Raw genomic sequence first — 15,139 nt, forward strand, 5'->3', positions numbered from 1 at the left:
CGAACAGCCGCCTGCCGCGACCGAGGACGACCGGAGCCCGCCACCGTCGCGGAGCGTCCGGTCTACGGCCGGTAGCGGTCGAGCGCGCGCTCCAGTTCCTCCGCCGTGGCGCCGAGGTGGCCGTGCCTGCCCGAGACGGCGAGGACGCGGACGCCGCGCAGTTCCCCGCGAGCCAGCGGCCACAGCGCCCGCGGCCTGCCCTTGACGCGAAGGAGCAGCGCCGGCTCCTCCTCGCCCGACACCTCGGCGGCGGCGATCGCGGTCCACGGCACGCTGACCAGCTCGAGGCCGAGGAACCGGCCCCTGACACCCCACCCGTCCACCCGCAGCTCGCCCGGATCGCCGGTGACGTAGCACGCCGCGGCCATCAGGACGAGCGCGCACAGCACGACGGCGAAGGGCACGCCCTCCAGAGGGAGCGCGCCGACGACGACCGCCGCGCCGGACAGGAGCACGACCCTCGGCCACGTGAGCCGGAACGGAATCCGGGTCTCCGCCATCGTCTCCCTGACGCGGTCCCACGGCTGGAAGCCCGCCCGCCAGCGGGCTCCGCCGAACGTGGCGAGGCTCTCCTCGAGGTCCTCCCCGCGCCCGGCCACGGCCCACGAAGGGCAGAGCACCAGGGTCCCGTCGCGGGTACGCCACGGCCCGGCCAGGCCGTAGCGGGGTAGGCGCGGCAGCCTCGCGTGCGGCTTGGGACGTACGGTCACCAGCCGCGCCCCCAGCCTGCCCGGCACATCCGTCAGCGCCACCCACTCCACCTGCGCCCAGCCGAGGGCGAGCGAGCGGCCGCCCAGGGAGACGGCCAGCCCCTGCGCGTCGAGGGTCAGGTGTCCCGGGCGGAGCAGCCAGCGGCGTACGTGCCACAGGACCAGCACGGCGGCGACGGCCAGGATCGCGTAGGCGGCCGCCGCGGACAGGCCTGCCGCGCCCGTCATGATCAGCCCGAGCGGCAGGCCGATCGCCAGGACGGCGAGCACGCCGAGGGCGATCCTGACGCGGTCAGTCGGCAGCACCGCCGCCTCGGCCGCGGTGTCGAAGCTCGCGGGGTCCCATGCCTGTCCGGCGTGAGCTTCGAACGACTCGGCGATCTCTCGCGGCCTGCGGTCGACCTCGTCGAGCGCCGCGAGGACCACGCTGTCGCCGTCGACCCGATGGAGCGACCAGCGGAACCCGCGTCGCGGCGGCCTCGCCTCGGGGACGAGACCGGCGCGCAACTCGCCGTCGGACAGTTCGACCCGCGCGATCTCGTCCCACCCCAGCTGGAACGGACGGCGCAGCCCGTACCGCATCGCCAGGCCCCACCGGTCGACCTGGATCGTGTAGGACCCCCACCGCGGCACGGTCATGAGGTAGATGACGTACAAGAGGGCGAGCAGCGCGCCGGTCACCGCCCAGCCGGCCACGATCTTCAGTTGCGTGTACGCGAACGTGCTCGCGCCCACATAGAGGAGCGAGAGGTTGGCGGGAAGCCGCATCCAGCCGGGCCATTCGAGGGCGTGACGTCCCTTGATGACCAGGGGCGCGGCCCGCACCTGAGGGCGGGCGGGGGCCAGGCCCGCCCGGTTCAGCGCGAGGGGGAGCCGCTCGGCGGTGTTGATCGCGTACGACTGCGGGTCGGGCAGCGCCCGGCCCGCGCACAGCTGTTTCGTCCTGCGGTAGACATCGCCCAGGGTCAGCACCTGCGGGCATCCGGGCACGCCGTGGCGCAGCACCTCGATCAGCACGCCCGTGAACGCGGTGTGCGATGCGCCCGCGGGGGCGTACGCCTGCCGGTTGGCGGGAGTCGCGGTGATGAGGCAGCTGCCGGAGATGTCCAGGTGCTCCACCGGCGACGCGCTCATCGTGTCCGCGAGCGCCCGGCCGCTGTAGCAGCAGTCCAGGACGACCACCCTGGTCCTGGCGGGACTCCTGCGGACGGCACGCAGCAGATGGTCGACGGGCAGCGCGGTGTAGGTCAGGTCGTCAGGGTCGGCGCCGGTGAGGGCGAGGTAGAGGGTGTCCATGGTGTCGGGATCCAGCAGGCCATGCCCGGAGAAGTACACCAGCAGCACGTCGTCGGCCAGTTCGGCGGCCTGTTTGACCGCCTGGTAGACCTCCTGCGGCGTGGCGGGGTCCTCCACGACCGCGCACTGCCCCTGCGGGACCGCGCCCACGTCGCCGTCGGTGAGCAGCGCCTCCAGGTCCGACAGGTTGCCGTGGACGGCCGGCAGATCGTCCAGATGCGCGTACGTGGCGGTGCCGACCAGCACCACCCGCCACCCCGCGCGGTCAGGAAGGCTCATCGTCCGGTGGACCGGCCGGCCTGACCAACTGGATCAGCTCGGCCATGTCCTTCGCGCTGATCCGCTTGCCCTCGATCGTGCCGTCGGTCTTGACGGTGATGTCCGCCTTGCGCTGTACCAGCCAGGTCTGGACGGCCCTGGCCACGACCGTGAGCGTCCCCCCGCTGGTCAGCGCGATGACGACCGCGTCGGTCGCTCCGCCCATGCGTTCGGCGACCTGCTCCTGCCGGAGCCGCACCCGGCCGCGGAGCTCGTCCTCGCGGGACAGCCATGCCAGCAGCGACCGCAGGTCCGCCGCCGAATCCTCCGACTGGACTGCAATGACCACCTGATCCATCCGCTGATCATCTCAGGACGGTCCGGACTTTTCGATCATCCGTTTCGTCACGATCGGCGTGGGTCGGCGAACGGCGAGGTCATCGGCGTCCGGCGGCGAGCCGTTCGACGGGGGTGCGGGGGCCGGAGAGGCCGAGCGCGGCGGCCTCACGGTGTCGTCGGGGTTTCGGGACACCCCGCGCGTGCGCGCGGCCGAGATGACCTGCCCCGGAGGCGAATCTTCGGGGACCACCCCGGGGCAGGTACTCATGCACCTGCCCCGTCAGGAGGCACGAAAACCACGCCTCCGAGCCGACAGCGCCCTGGTTCTGTCAGAGACGGGGACCCAGGTGCACGCCGCCGCTGGCGTCCACCACCTGGCCGGTCACCCACCGGGCCTCGTCCGATGCGAGGAAACCCCACGTCGGCCACGTCCTCGGCTCGGCCCACCCGGTCCAGCGCCGTATGGCTGGCGAACAGGGCGCACGCTTCCGGCGTGAAGAGCGATGCGTTCGCGCAGGCTCAGGCGTTCCCGCGAGCCGGTGCGGAGGGCTGCGCAAAGCCATGCGTGGTCGGCTGATCACACCAGAGCCAAGGTCCTACGAGCTGACGGGCGTGCCCAGCACGACATCGGTTGGCGACATTCCACCCGTGATTCTGTCGGAGCGGCGCGCGGTCGACGCCAGAGTCGTCCTGACGGACACGTCTCGCGACGGGTCCGACGATCACATTCTCGATCGCGACCAGCTGCTGGAGGAAGCCGGCGTGCATGACGGTGCGGTCCTTCGCATCGAGACTGCACCAGGCTGATCACTCCGTCTATGACGTTCGGTCACCTTGATCGGTGGGGCACGGCCGGTGCTTCGATCAGGGGGACGGGGCCGCGCTCGGTCGGGGCGTGGCGCGACATGGACGCCACGACGGCGATCCCCGCCGCCGGAGCCGGACAGGGTGGCTCCGGCGGCGGGGTCATCGCCGATCGGTGAGGGCGATCTCCATGACTGACGGTGTCCAGGAGGTCAGGTGTCGGCCTGTTCCCTGGAGGCGAGCCGTTCGACGGGGGTGTAGGGGTCGGAGAGGCCGAACGCCGAAGGCCCGAAGCAGTCCAGTGCGGCGGGGGTACGCATGATCTCGGGCGTGGAGATGGCGTAGACCGTCAGCCGCTGGCCGTACGCGAGCGCCTCGGTCGTCACCGGCGCTCCGGTGTCGGCGTTGAGCGTGCAGATCAGGTCGGGCACGATCGCCACCACCTCGCCGTCGCGGCGGGCGACGAGATGCTCGTTCTGGAAGGTGATCGTCAGCCGGTCGGCGGGGTCGTCGAGCGCGGCCAGCGTCACCTGGCCGCGGGCGAACCCGGCGACCGTCTTGCGGTCGATGTCGATGACCTTGCCGCTGAACAGGACCAGGCCGTGGGTGTAGATGGTGCCGGACAGCGCCGCGGTGAGCGCGTCGAACGGGTCGTCGTGCTGCTCGCGCGCCCGCCGGAGCGCGGCGCCTATCCGCATGCCGAGGGTCAGCGTGCCCGGTACGGCGGTGCGGCGCACGGTCGCGGCGTCCATCGGATAGTCGCAGATGTAGGCGGCGCCGCCCATCTCGACGGTCATGACGCGGGCCAGCCGCTCCATGCGCACGTTGTCGCCGGCCTCGATGATGGCGACGTCGCCGTGGTCGGAGGCGATCGACATGGGCGAGCCTGGCACGCCGTACACGGCGAAGGTCTCCATCTGCAGCTCGGGAAAGGCCCTGCCCATGCCGTCGGCGTCGATGACCGGCAGATCGAGCTGGGCGCCGAGCAACAGCGGCATCATGCTGTTGAGACCGCCGCACTCGATGGGCATGGTGGCGGCGGCGGTGCGTCCCAGATGCTTCTCCAGGGCACGCAGCGCGGCGACGTTGCCCTGGCCGGAGGGCGGCCGTTCGACGAAGACCGTGGGGGCGCCCATCATCGCCGACGGCAGGACCAGCGCGTCGTCGGGCAGCTCGTCGACCGGGATGATCGTCACCCGGCGGCCCTCGCGCAGCTGCCGTTCGACCAGCAGCCTGCCGATGTAGGGGTCGCCGCCGCCTCCCGTTCCGAGGACGGCCGCGCCCTCGGCCAGGTCGCGCAGCGCTTCCACGCTCAGGTCCACGCCCGTCACGCCTGCTCCTCCTCGCTCGTCACGCCCGCTCCTCCTCGCCGGTCACGCCTGTTCCCTTTCGCCCGTCATGCCCGCTGCTCCTCCTCGCCGGTCACGCCTGCTCCTCGCTCGTCGCGATGCCGCCACCGAGCCGGAGGTCGCCGACGGCCTTGACCCGGACGCGGACGGCGTTGCCGGGCAGGTAGGCCACGTGCACTTCGTCGATGTCGACCACCTCGACGGTGCCGGGATCGGCTCCCGCTGAGATCGCCCGCTCGACGGCCTCGGCGCGAGCCTGGTCGAGGACGTCTTCGCGGGTGCGGGCGCCGGTGATGGCGAACAGCCGGTCGACGTCACCGCCGATCTGGCCGGTCGCGGCGCCGATGGCGTTGGCGACGGCGTGGTGGTCGGGCCGGAGGACGGCGGGGACGCCCGGCAGGCGATCGGGCAGCAGCACGCTGCCACCGCCCACCACCACGGCCGGCAACGGCAGGGCGGAGACGCGCATCCGGTCGACGAGCTCGCTGACCCTGGTGGCCATCCAGGCGACGCCGCTCCTGACGAGGTCCCTGCCGAGGTGCCGGACGAGGGACGGGTCGCCGATGTCGGCCATGCCGGCCGCGACGGCGAGGTCGGTCGCGGTGAGGACCTGGCCACCGAACACCAGCGCCCGGCTGGTCAGCTCGTATCCGACGCTGTCGGGCCCGACCTCCAGCGGCGGGCCGGTGGTGACGCGGCTGCCGCCGCCGAGGCCGATCGACAGCACGTCGGGCATGCGGAAGTTGGTGCGCACCCCTCCGATGTCGACCTCGCCGGTGGCCTGGCGGGGGTAGCCGCCGCTCAGCACGCCGACGTCGGTGGTGGTGCCGCCGATGTCGACCACCGCGCAGTCACCCACGTCGGCGAGGAACGCCGCGCCCCGCATGGAGTTGGTCGGCCCTGAGGCGAACGTGCGCACGGGGTAGCGGCGGGTGTGCTCGGCGTCCATCAACGTGCCGTCGTTCTGCGACAGGTAGAGCGGCGCGTGGATGCCGACCGCCACCAGTGCCGCGGTGAAGGCGTCCACGATCTCGTCGGCCAGGTCGCGCAGGCAGGCGTTGACGACGGTGGCGTTCTCCCGCTCCAGCAGCCCCACCCTGCCGATCTGGTGGGACAGGCTCACCCGCAGATGCGGCAGCTCGGCCAGCAGGATGCCGGCGGCCTGCTCCTCCACGTCGGCGTTGACGGGGGAGAAGACGCTGGTGACGGCCACGGTGTTGATGTCCCGGACGCTCAGCTCGGCCGCGACGCGTTTGAGCTGGTCGGGGTCCAGCGGGGAGATCGGGCGGCCGTCGAACTCGTGTCCTCCGTCGCACAGGTGGACGCTGGGGTCGATCGCCTTCACCAGCCGCTCCGGCCAGTCGACCAGGGGCGGCAGCGCCGCGGTCGCGGGGAGCGCCAGCCGTACGACGGCGGTGCGGGCCAGTCGGCGGCCGGTCACCAGCGCGTTGGTGAAGTGGGTCGTCCCGATCATGACCGCGGTGACGCGCGCCCTGTCGACGCCGGAGGAGGCGAGGAGCCGCTCCAGCGCGGTGACGACGCCGCTGGTCACGTCGAGGGTGGTGGCGGTTTTGATCTCGGCCAGGACGGTGGTGTCCGCCATCAGGACGGCGTCGGTGTGGGTGCCGCCCACGTCGATCCCGACACGCACGGATGCTGCTCCTGTCTGCGTCAAAGGGTGCTGGGAGGTGGAGGGGTGCTGGGAGGTTGACGGATGCGGGGAGGTCGAAGGGGGCGGGAAGGCAGAAGGGTGCGGGGAGGTCGAAGAGGGCGGGGGGAACGGCTCGGCGGGAGGGCGGTGCCAGGCGCTGCTCACGCCAGGCGGGCGCTCTCGTCGCGCGGGGCGCCGGTGAGGCCGAGCCTGCCCGCGACCGCGTAGACGGCGAAGGCGACCACGAGGGCGTTCAGCGCGGGGATGCCCCACGCGACGTACTTGCCGACCAGCGCGGAGCCGAGCCAGATGACCAGCGCGGCGGGCGCCCAGCCCGGCGCCGACTCCGGGAGCGTGCCGGAGGCGCGTGAGGCGTCGAGGGCGGGCCGCCATCGGCGGACGACGTAGTACTCGGCGACCATGATGCCGGCGACGGGCGGGATGGCGACGCCGAGCAGGACGAAGAAGTCGATGAGGTGGTCGAGGATGCCCGCGGCGGCCAGGCCGGTGCCGATGACGCCGAGCGCGACGGTGACGGCGGCCCTGTTGGCGTGTCGGCCGAAGGCGACGTGCAGGGTGTTGGTCATGCCGAGGGAGGCGGCGTACAGGTTCCAGTCGTTGATCTTGAGGGTGGCGGTGACCAGGATGACCGTGCCGACCACTCCGGAGGTGGTGGTGACGATGGCGATCACGTCGCCGGTGCGCAGCGCGTGCGCGAGCAGCACGCCGACCAGGGCCACCACGTACTCGCCGAGCGTGATGCCGAGCACGGTCTGCTTCACCACGTCGGCGGCGCTGCGGTTCCACCGGCACATGTCGGGGGAGATGACCGCGCCGACGATGAACCCGCCCGCCACGATGGTGGCGCCCTCGGCCAGGCTCAGGACGGGCCCGGGCGGCGCCGAGGCGGCCAGCGTGCCGAGCGACTGCTTCGACAGCTCGACCGCGATCGCCCACCCTGCCAGGGCGAGGAAGGCGGGGACGGTGATCCACGCGGTCCAGGCCATCCCCGCGAAGCCGTGCACGACGATCGCGGTGACCGCCAGCCCGGCCAGGATGGACCAGACCCACACGGGCGGGCCGCCCAGGATCGCGGCGAGGCCCTGCGCGAGAACGGCCGACTGGACGCCGAACCAGCCGAGCAGGCAGATCGCGATGACCATGCCGACCACGCCCGCGCCGTAGCGGCCGAACCCGGCCCACCTGGCGAGCACGGTCGTCGACAGGCCCTCCCGCATGCCCGCGACGCCGACGGCGATCGCGACGACCTCGAGGATGACGGCGCCGAGCGTGATCGCCAGGACCGCGTCCCAGAAGCCCATCCCCATGCCGAGCGTCGCGCCGAGCAGGAACTGCGAGAGCGCGCTCAGCATGCCGAACCGCTGGACCGCGACCGTCAGCCAGCCGTAACGGGCGGAGACGGGCACCCGCTGGAGCGCGTAGTCGTCGCGGGCCAGGCCCTCGTCGGATAACTCGGTGTTGATCGCCGCATCGGACATCCGATGCCCCTTTCTGCCGGTGGGAATCACGGGGCTCTTGTTGCGACGCTAGATTCACCGACGATCATTGGGAAGAGGCGATGTCGCGCCGCCCGGCCGCGCGGCCCGCCCCGGCCCTGGCGACCGGGAGCTCGAGGAGTGTCGAGGCCGGTGGTGTGGCGCAGGAGCCCGGGGGCTTGCTATACCGGGCAGGTCGCTGAAAGAGAAGGCATTGAGATCATGGAAATCTGGATCAACCCCGACTGCTCCAAGTGCCGGTCCGCGCTCTCCGTCCTGGACGCCGCGGCGGTCGGCTACACCGTGCGCCGCTACCTGGAGGATCCGCCGAAGGAGCACGAGATCCGCGACGTGCTGGTCAAGCTCGGCCTCGAACCGTGGGACATCACCAGGACGGGCGAGGCGCGAGCCGCCGACCTCGGCCTGCACGACTGGCCGCGCGACTCCCGCAGCCGTGACCGGTGGATCAGGGCACTGGCCGAGAACCCGACGCTGATCCAGCGGCCGATCATCACGGCCGACGACGGGTCGGCCGTGGTCGGGCGGACCGAGCAGGCCGTGCGATCGATACTCGGTTAGCGGCATGGTCCGCGGAGCGCGGGTGGGTTATAGTGCGCTGTCGTGGCGGTTCTCTCCCGCCCAACCTCCTGAGCGGATCCCCACGCGACCCGCCGGCCGCGGAGGCAAAGGGGACGCAGGAGCCTCGGGAGCGGCAGTCTGACCGGCTTCGCGACACTTCGCGGCCGCCAAGGGCTGCGGGCGTGGGCCGGGCCCTGGCGATGGCCGCGCGGAGAGTCGTCATGACCAGCAAGAAGCAGCTCAAGGCTCGCATCCGTGAGCGGATGGCCAAGACCGGCGAGAGTTACACCACGGCCCGCACGCACCTGCTCGGCAAGGCCGAGACGCACGCCGACGGCGGCTGGCGGTTCGTCGGCGGGCACCACCCCTCCAGCGCGGCGATCACCGCGATCCTCGCCAACCAGGGCGTCGCCATCAGCGAGCCGCTGGTGTTCCTCGCGGGTGGCGGCATCGGCGCCGGTTACATCCTGTGGGAGTTCCAGCACGACCAGACCCGGCACGTGACCCTGGGCTTTCGCAATCAGTGGCAGTACTACAACCGCTGGATGGACAAGACGCTCACCCGTCTCGGCGTGCCGTACGAGGAGCACACCACCGGCGGCGCCCGCGGGGCCAGTGACAGGCTCGCCGAGGAACTGGACGCCGGGCGGCCGTGCGTGATCCTTCCCGACCGCTATCACATCGGGTACTGGCGGCTGCCCGCCGCGCTGGACGGGCACGGCGGGCATCCCGTGGTCGCCTACCGGCGGGACGAGAACGGGGTGTACATCGACGACAGGGGCCAGGCGACGCTGCTCGTGCCGCGGGACCGCGTCGACGCCGCGCGTGCCAGGGTCGGTTCGTACAAGAACGTGACGCACGTCCTCGGCGACACCGTCTTGGACGAGGCGGCGCTGGCGAGCGCCGCACGAGAAGGGCTGCGAGACTGCGCCGGCCACCTGTCCGCGGCCTCCGACTCGTTCTCGCTGCCCGCGTGGCGCAAGTGGGCGCGGTTGCTGACCGACACCAGGAACGCCAAGGCGTGGCCGAAGGTCTTCGCCGACGGTCGCGGCCTGGCGGGGGCGCTGCTGTCGGTGTGGGAAGGCGTCGAGCCGGTCGGCATGGACGGCGGGAACCTGCGCGACCTGTTCGCCGGCTCGCTGGACGAGGCCGCGGATCTGGTGGGCGAGCCGCGCCTTTCCGGGCTGGCGGGACGGTTCAGGGAGATCCACGCGATGTGGCACGACCTCGCGGAGGCCGCGCTTCCCGCGTCGGTGCCCGAGTTCGCCAGGGCGCGCGAGCTGACCGCGGCGATCAGGGAGAGCGTCCTGGCCGAGGGAAGCGCCGGTGGCGCCCAGGCGGCAGCGGCGGGCGAGGAGCTGTGGAGGCTCAGGGCGCAGGCCGATCGGTCCGCCCCCGCCGGTGATCTGGCCGGTCTCTTCGCCGAACTCGGCACGCGGGTGGGCGCGATCTACCAGGCGGAGTCGGCGGCCATCGCGGAGCTGGCGGCACTCGTGCGCTGACCGGGGCCTCTTCGTCCGCTGAGCCTGTCCGCGGGTGACGTCAGTACCTGACGCGAGTGGCGATGATCTGCATGGCGAACTCCTGCTCCTCCTGCGAGGGCTGCCTCGTCCAGGTCGTGCCCGGGGCCTGCTCGGCCAGCATCCGGCTCAGGGCGGCGCCGAGCACGTCCGAGGGCTTGGCGCCCTGCATCTGCGTCCGGGTGGCGGCGTAGCGGTCGAGCACCCTGGCGTAGTCGACGAGCAGCGTGTTCGTGTAGCGGCTCTTCTCGCCGTCGGCCCGGTTGAGCGCCTCGACGTACTCGGGCTCGGGCTCCTCGAGGACCGCCTTCACGACGTCGAGGCGATCGCGGATCGGCTCGCTCGTGGAAAGGTCGCTCGCCTGGTCGTACATGGCCTGGACGGACTCCGGCGTGTCGCCCGCGAGCACCACGACCATGCCGTAGCCGCTGTCCTCCTCGCCGTACCCGCCTTCGACGCCGTCCACGCCGGGCGCCGACAGGGCGTCGCTCATGGCGTCGCGGAAGCCGTACTTGTCCATGCCGTCGATCTCGCAGGGCAGCCAGTTCTCCCGCAGGTGGAGCACCCCGACGCTCTCGCGGGCGGCGGCCTGGCCGAACAGGTGGCGTACGGCGCCCGCAGGATCGCTCATCGCGGCGGGTCCCATCGCCTTGAAGCGGTCGGCCATGAGGTGCATGGAGATCAGCATCGGCGGGTGATAAAGGCTCAGCACCCCGTGCTCGCCGTGGATGAAGAACGAGCCCACCTCGTTGTCGTAGGCCCTGAGCCCCGCCATGAACGCGATCTCTTCCTCCTCGCTGAGCCGCAGTTCCCACCCCCAAAGGCGGTTGACCTCGAACTGGTCGAAGCTCTCCCCTCTGAGCGGGTCGCGGAAGCGCCACCACAGCGCGACTCCGACGACCACCGCGGCTACCACCCCGAGCGCGATCCACATGGTTCGAGCGCCTTCCTGTTCGGATGCACAGGCGCAGGACCATAACACGATCTTCACTGAGCTATGGGACGGTTTGTCAGAGTCCCGGTCGAGCCGGTGATCGCAGGTGTGCGAGCATGGTCGGCGTAGGCGACGGCGGATCGAGGAAGCCGGTGAGAGTCCGGCGCGGTCCCGCCACTGTGATCGGTGAGCGGATCCCAGCAGGCCACTGCCCGAGTCGGGTGGGAAGGCGGGGACGAGCGTCGAGCCGGGAGCCAGGAGACTCGCGCGGTCGCCTCCTCAGCGGATCGGGGCGGATCTCCGCGGGAGAGGGAGGTGGTCGGCGTGCCGTACCGGCTGCCTGTGCCGCCGGCGGTGATCGCCGGAGCGGTCGCCGACGTGTCCACGATCGGCGGCTTCTTCGAGATGGGAGTCGGGCCGATCGGGCCGGGGTGGCGGCCGCTCGCCGATCTGCCCGTGAGACACCGGATCGACGACGCCGCCGTACGCCTGGGAACCGGCGAGACCAGGGTGGCGGCCTCCCTGCTGTTCCAGGGACTGGCCGCCCGCCTGTGGTCGCCCGTTGTCGGCGTGGCGGTGGCGCACGGCCTGCTCGTCGACGTCGATCCGTCCCAGGTGCACTGGTACCCGACCCCCTCCGGTCCGCTGCCGCTGCGAGCTCAGCGCCTGACCGGACGGCGGGTCGTGGGCACCTCCCTCGCCGAGCCCCTGTACCGCGCCGTGGTGCCCGGGCTGCTGGAGCCGCTCGCCCAGGCCGTCCAGGAGATCGTGAAGATCGCGCCGGGGCTGCTGTGGGGCAACGCGGCCTCCGCCCTCGCAGGCGCCGTCCAGACCCTCACCCGCGGGCGCCCCGAGCTCGCGGGACGCGCCATCGCGCTCGGTCGCGAGTTGCTCGCGCTCGGCGTGCTGCGCGGGAGCGGGGAGCTGGTCGAGCCCGCTCCCGACCGGCCGTTCTTCGTCCGGCGCAGCTGCTGCCTCTACTACCGGGTGCCCGGCGGCGGCATGTGCGGGGACTGCGTCCTGCTCGATCAGATCACGCGCCGCGAGCAGTGGGCGCTGACCATGCGCAGGGGCGGAGGATCCTGATGAGCCACGCCGCCCCGCCGATCGTCACGACGGGAGGACGCGCCGCAGCAGATAGGTGTCCATGATCCAGCCCTTGCGCTCGCGGGCCTGCGCCCGCAGCTCCCGGATGCGGTCGGCGACCTCGGGCACCGGCCCCGACACGAGGATCTCGTCCGGCGTGCCGAGGTAGGCACCCCAGTAGATGTGGTACTCCGCACCCAGGTCGGCGAAGGCGCAGCGCGCGTCGAGCATGACGACGACGTCGTCGGCCGCGACGGGGCCCTCCTGGGCCAGGCGGCGGCCCGTCGTGATGTGCACGGGCCTGGCCACCCTCGTCAGGCTGGTGCGATGCCGGGCCGTCAGCGCGGACACACTGGTGATGCCCGCGACGACCTCGTACTCGAACGCGACCCCTCCCCGCTCGACGACCTCCTCGATCCCGGCCAGCGTGCTGTCGTAGAGCCCAGGGTCGCCCCAGACGAGGATCGCGCCGGTCTCGTCGTCGCCGAGCTCGTCCCGGATGAACGCCTCGTACAGGTCGGCCCGACGCGAGCGCCACTCCTCGACGGCGGCGGCGTAGGCGGGAGTGGTCCTGTCCCGCTCGGGGTCCCGGGCCTCCACCAGCCGGTACGGCTCGCGGGCGTGCTCCTTGATCATGTCCTGGCGGAGCCCGACCAGGTCGTGCTTGGCCTCGCCCTTGTCGAGGATGAAGAAGGCGTCGGTCCTGCCGATGGCCTTGACGGCCTGGAGGGTGAGATGGTCGGGGTCGCCGGCGCCGATGCCGATGATGAGGATTCGCTTCACCCGGGAAAGTCTGCCGCCTCGGCGAATGGCCGGGCTCGCCGGGCCTGACCGAGGACGGCTCGTAGCGCAAAGTCACCGTTCAGCGCCATTGAGTGACGAGATTGTGGTGGGATGGGCTCCGTGCGACCCCCGACGAGAGGCCACCCGCATGCCCCCGATCCGACGCGCAGTCGCGCCGCTCATCGCCGTCCTGCTCCTGAGCGGCTGTGGAGCCGCCACCGGCGCGGCGCGACCCGCCGGTGAGCCGGCCGCGGCGACGCCCACGCCGGCGCCGTTCCTGACCCCGACGCCCGGGACGGGAAGGCCGCTCGGCAAGCGGCCGGCCAGGGACGGGAGCACCGTCTCGCCCAGGCCGGCCAAGAAGGCCCGCATCCCGTCGCCGCGCCCGAAGGCCACGAGGACCGCGCGACCGGCGCACCCCGCGCTCCGGATCGGTGTTCGTCCCGGCTCCTTCTGCTCGCCGCAGGGAGCGTTCGGCAGGAGCGAGGCCGGGACCCTGATGCGCTGCACCGCCCGCGGAGGCGACCCTGCCAGATGGCGGAGGGGCTGAGCCCGCCGTTCGGAAGGTCAGGCGGGCGACGGCGCGAGCAGGCGGCGCGCGACCTCGGCCGGGTGGGTGAGCTGCGGATAGTGGCCCGCTCCCGCGATCTCCGTCACGGGACGGCCGACGGCGGACACCAGCGGATCGTCGGATCCCACGACGATCTCCACGGGGACCGTGACCCTGGCGAGCAGGCGGCGCGACTCCTCGCGTTCGGCGACGGCCGTACGAAGAGCGGCGATGACCCGGCCCGCCACGCCGGGCCTGCGCAGGTCGGCCGCGGCGCTCGCCACGGCGGGCCCCTCGGGCAGGCCCAGCGTCCCGGCCAACCGGGCGGCGGACATCCGGCGCAGCATCGGGACGGCCGCCGCCGACCGGGTGAGCCGCGGGCCCGGTGCCTGCGCGAACGCAGGGGAGACCAGCACGAGCCCGCTGATCCGTTCCGGATGCCGGACGGCGAAGCGGAGCGCGGGACCGCAAGCCAGCGAGTGCGCGACCAGCACCGGCCGGGTGCGGACGGGGCCCATCAGGTCGTCCAGCCATGTGACCGGCGTCTCGTTCGCGGGGATGGGGGAGGAACGGCCCAGGCCGGGCAGGTCGGGGGCCAGGACCTTCCCGGGAAGCCGCGCGGCGAGGGGAGCCCAGAGGTCGGCGTTCATGGGCAGCCCGTGCAGGAGGACGTGGGCCGGGTCGTGGCGTTCGCCGTTCACCCAGGTGCGGCTCCCCGCCACCGGGTGGAAGCCGTACGGCTGGAGCCACGGCTCCCAGGCGCCGAAACGGGCGGCCACCAGGTCGTCGGCCCACCGGCGCAGGGCGTCGGCGACCGGCGGCATCTCCAGCCCCGCGGAGGCGGCGAAGGCGTGGGCGGAGTCCGTCGGGTAGCGGTCGGCCGACAGGAAGGACAGCGTCTCGGGGTCGGCGCCGGTCAGCGCGCGTGGCAGCCGCCGCACCAGACCCACGGGGACGGTACGGCGCGGCGCCCTGACGCCCGTGTGCTCGGCGATCGTGCTGATCAGCTCGGGCAGGAGGGGGGTGGCGTCGTCGAGCACCCAGTACTGGCCCGCCTCCGCCGTCGGCAGCCTCGCCAGGAAACGGGCGAAATAGTCGATCGTGACGACCGGCAGGAAGACGTCGGGCCCGCCGGGAAGCGCGGGCAGCCGTCCCTTCCACAGGTCCTCGACGAACGTGGCCAGGCCGATGTACTGCCCGGGGCCGATCACGGTGCTGGGGTTGGCGATGGACAGCGGGAGACCCAGCTCGCCGGCCCTGGCGCGGACGGCGAGGTCGCCCTCGAGCTTCGACGCCTCGTAGGCGCCCAGCCTGCGGTAGTCGGGGCGCCCGTCGGACGCGCTCACCCGGTAGCCGCTGACGTGCACGAGCCGCCGCAGGCCGGGCAGCGTGGCGGCCCATTCGAGCACGTTGAGCGCCCCTGTGACGTTGGTCGCCCGCGCCTCGTCCACGCCGAGTCCGAACGCGAAGCGGGCGGCGGCGTTGTAGACGTCGCGCGCGTCGGGCAGCCCGGCGAGGGGGCGGGTGATGTCGGCGTGGACGACGGTCAGGCGGCCGGTGTCGATCCCTCGCCTGGTCAGCCACGGGGTGAGGGTGTCGTCGCGGACGGCCGCCGCGACGTGCTGGTTGTCGTTGAGCAGTTCGGCGACGAGTGAGCGGCCGATGAAGCCGGTCGCCCCGAAGACGATGGCGTCCATAGAACTCCCTAATAGATCGGTCTACATATTTTCTTGCCCCGAAAGAGGCCCGCCTCCTTCTCGAGGCGGGCCTGTGCGCGACAGCCC

At 72.4% G+C, this 15,139-nt stretch carries 14 protein-coding genes and 1 riboswitch; of the genes, 6 read left to right on the forward strand and 8 right to left on the reverse strand.

Annotation, left to right across the window (positions count from 1 at the left end; all coding sequences use genetic code 11):
- Positions 1 to 62: 62 nt before the first annotated feature.
- Both ACFSKW_RS51385 and ACFSKW_RS51390 read right to left on the reverse strand, forming a co-directional pair.
- Positions 63 to 2,285: a caspase, EACC1-associated type gene (locus ACFSKW_RS51385; RefSeq protein WP_379582589.1), complete on the reverse strand. Its 2,223-nt coding sequence runs from the start codon at positions 2,283 to 2,285 to the stop codon at positions 63 to 65.
- Positions 2,272 to 2,622: an effector-associated constant component EACC1 gene (locus ACFSKW_RS51390; protein WP_379582591.1), complete on the reverse strand. Its 351-nt coding sequence runs from the start codon at positions 2,620 to 2,622 to the stop codon at positions 2,272 to 2,274. The genes ACFSKW_RS51385 and ACFSKW_RS51390 overlap by 14 nt, the downstream gene beginning before the upstream one ends.
- Before the next feature lie 629 nt (positions 2,623 to 3,251).
- On the opposite strand from ACFSKW_RS51390, the gene ACFSKW_RS51395 reads away from it, so the two are divergent.
- Entirely contained in the window at positions 3,252 to 3,410 is a 159-nt protein-coding gene (locus ACFSKW_RS51395; RefSeq protein ID WP_379582593.1) for a hypothetical protein, read from the forward strand.
- 11 nt (positions 3,411 to 3,421) lie between these two features.
- Positions 3,422 to 3,586, forward strand: coding sequence for a hypothetical protein (locus ACFSKW_RS51400; protein WP_379582595.1), 165 nt, complete (start codon positions 3,422 to 3,424; stop codon positions 3,584 to 3,586).
- A 33-nt stretch (positions 3,587 to 3,619) separates the two neighbouring features.
- Here ACFSKW_RS51400 and ACFSKW_RS51405 read toward each other — a convergent pair whose 3' ends face one another.
- From ACFSKW_RS51405 to ACFSKW_RS51415, 3 genes are all read right to left on the reverse strand, one after another.
- On the reverse strand, positions 3,620 to 4,738 hold the full coding sequence (locus ACFSKW_RS51405) for a DUF917 domain-containing protein (RefSeq protein WP_379582597.1): 1,119 nt from the start codon (positions 4,736 to 4,738) through the stop codon (positions 3,620 to 3,622).
- Positions 4,739 to 4,829: 91 nt separating this feature from the next.
- Complete coding sequence (locus ACFSKW_RS51410; RefSeq protein ID WP_379582599.1) at positions 4,830 to 6,407, reverse strand: hydantoinase/oxoprolinase N-terminal domain-containing protein; 1,578 nt, start codon at positions 6,405 to 6,407, stop codon at positions 4,830 to 4,832.
- Positions 6,408 to 6,568: 161 nt separating this feature from the next.
- Complete coding sequence (locus ACFSKW_RS51415; RefSeq protein ID WP_379582601.1) at positions 6,569 to 7,906, reverse strand: purine-cytosine permease family protein; 1,338 nt, start codon at positions 7,904 to 7,906, stop codon at positions 6,569 to 6,571.
- A 219-nt stretch (positions 7,907 to 8,125) separates the two neighbouring features.
- On the opposite strand from ACFSKW_RS51415, the gene ACFSKW_RS51420 reads away from it, so the two are divergent.
- Positions 8,126 to 8,482: an arsenate reductase family protein gene (locus ACFSKW_RS51420; protein WP_379582603.1), complete on the forward strand. Its 357-nt coding sequence runs from the start codon at positions 8,126 to 8,128 to the stop codon at positions 8,480 to 8,482.
- Positions 8,483 to 8,703: 221 nt separating this feature from the next.
- On the forward strand, positions 8,704 to 9,984 hold the full coding sequence (locus ACFSKW_RS51425) for a BtrH N-terminal domain-containing protein (RefSeq protein ID WP_379582605.1): 1,281 nt from the start codon (positions 8,704 to 8,706) through the stop codon (positions 9,982 to 9,984).
- A 40-nt stretch (positions 9,985 to 10,024) separates the two neighbouring features.
- Here the strand turns inward: ACFSKW_RS51425 and ACFSKW_RS51430 are convergent, their stop codons facing one another.
- On the reverse strand, positions 10,025 to 10,936 hold the full coding sequence (locus ACFSKW_RS51430) for a hypothetical protein (protein ID WP_379582607.1): 912 nt from the start codon (positions 10,934 to 10,936) through the stop codon (positions 10,025 to 10,027).
- 97 nt (positions 10,937 to 11,033) lie between these two features.
- Positions 11,034 to 11,219, forward strand: a riboswitch (cobalamin riboswitch).
- Positions 11,220 to 11,260: 41 nt separating this feature from the next.
- Between ACFSKW_RS51430 and ACFSKW_RS51435 the strand changes: the two genes are divergently transcribed.
- Entirely contained in the window at positions 11,261 to 12,022 is a 762-nt protein-coding gene (locus ACFSKW_RS51435) for a (2Fe-2S)-binding protein (protein WP_379582609.1), read from the forward strand.
- A gap of 24 nt (positions 12,023 to 12,046) precedes the next feature.
- On the opposite strand, the gene cobF is transcribed toward ACFSKW_RS51435, so the two are convergent.
- Positions 12,047 to 12,805 (reverse strand): precorrin-6A synthase (deacetylating), encoded by a 759-nt coding sequence (gene cobF / locus ACFSKW_RS51440; RefSeq protein ID WP_379582611.1) that lies wholly within the window; start codon positions 12,803 to 12,805, stop codon positions 12,047 to 12,049.
- A 148-nt stretch (positions 12,806 to 12,953) separates the two neighbouring features.
- On the opposite strand from cobF, the gene ACFSKW_RS51445 reads away from it, so the two are divergent.
- Positions 12,954 to 13,355 carry a hypothetical protein gene (locus tag ACFSKW_RS51445; protein WP_379582613.1) on the forward strand — a complete coding sequence of 134 codons (402 nt, stop codon included), beginning with the start codon at positions 12,954 to 12,956 and terminating at the stop codon, positions 13,353 to 13,355.
- Between the two features lie 17 nt (positions 13,356 to 13,372).
- Here the strand turns inward: ACFSKW_RS51445 and ACFSKW_RS51450 are convergent, their stop codons facing one another.
- Positions 13,373 to 15,052: an alpha/beta fold hydrolase gene (locus ACFSKW_RS51450; protein WP_379582615.1), complete on the reverse strand. Its 1,680-nt coding sequence runs from the start codon at positions 15,050 to 15,052 to the stop codon at positions 13,373 to 13,375.
- Between the last annotated feature and the right edge of the window lie 87 nt (positions 15,053 to 15,139).

It is taken from the genome of Nonomuraea mangrovi, from assembly GCF_042681425.1.
GTDB classification, from domain to species: Bacteria; Actinomycetota; Actinomycetes; order Streptosporangiales; family Streptosporangiaceae; genus Nonomuraea; species Nonomuraea mangrovi.

What these genes read in the sequence shown, in the direction of transcription:
- ACFSKW_RS51385 (WP_379582589.1), bottom strand. Translation starts at nt 2,285, where the DNA reads ATGAGCCTTCCTGACCGCGCGGGGTGGCGGGTGGTGCTGGTCGGCACC.
- ACFSKW_RS51390 (WP_379582591.1), bottom strand. Translation starts at nt 2,622, where the DNA reads ATGGATCAGGTGGTCATTGCAGTCCAGTCGGAGGATTCGGCGGCGGAC.
- ACFSKW_RS51400 (WP_379582595.1), top strand. Translation starts at nt 3,422, where the DNA reads ATGACGTTCGGTCACCTTGATCGGTGGGGCACGGCCGGTGCTTCGATC.
- ACFSKW_RS51415 (WP_379582601.1), bottom strand. Translation starts at nt 7,906, where the DNA reads ATGTCCGATGCGGCGATCAACACCGAGTTATCCGACGAGGGCCTGGCC.
- ACFSKW_RS51420 (WP_379582603.1), top strand. Translation starts at nt 8,126, where the DNA reads ATGGAAATCTGGATCAACCCCGACTGCTCCAAGTGCCGGTCCGCGCTC.
- ACFSKW_RS51425 (WP_379582605.1), top strand. Translation starts at nt 8,704, where the DNA reads ATGACCAGCAAGAAGCAGCTCAAGGCTCGCATCCGTGAGCGGATGGCC.
- ACFSKW_RS51430 (WP_379582607.1), bottom strand. Translation starts at nt 10,936, where the DNA reads ATGTGGATCGCGCTCGGGGTGGTAGCCGCGGTGGTCGTCGGAGTCGCG.
- ACFSKW_RS51445 (WP_379582613.1), top strand. Translation starts at nt 12,954, where the DNA reads ATGCCCCCGATCCGACGCGCAGTCGCGCCGCTCATCGCCGTCCTGCTC.
- ACFSKW_RS51450 (WP_379582615.1), bottom strand. Translation starts at nt 15,052, where the DNA reads ATGGACGCCATCGTCTTCGGGGCGACCGGCTTCATCGGCCGCTCACTC.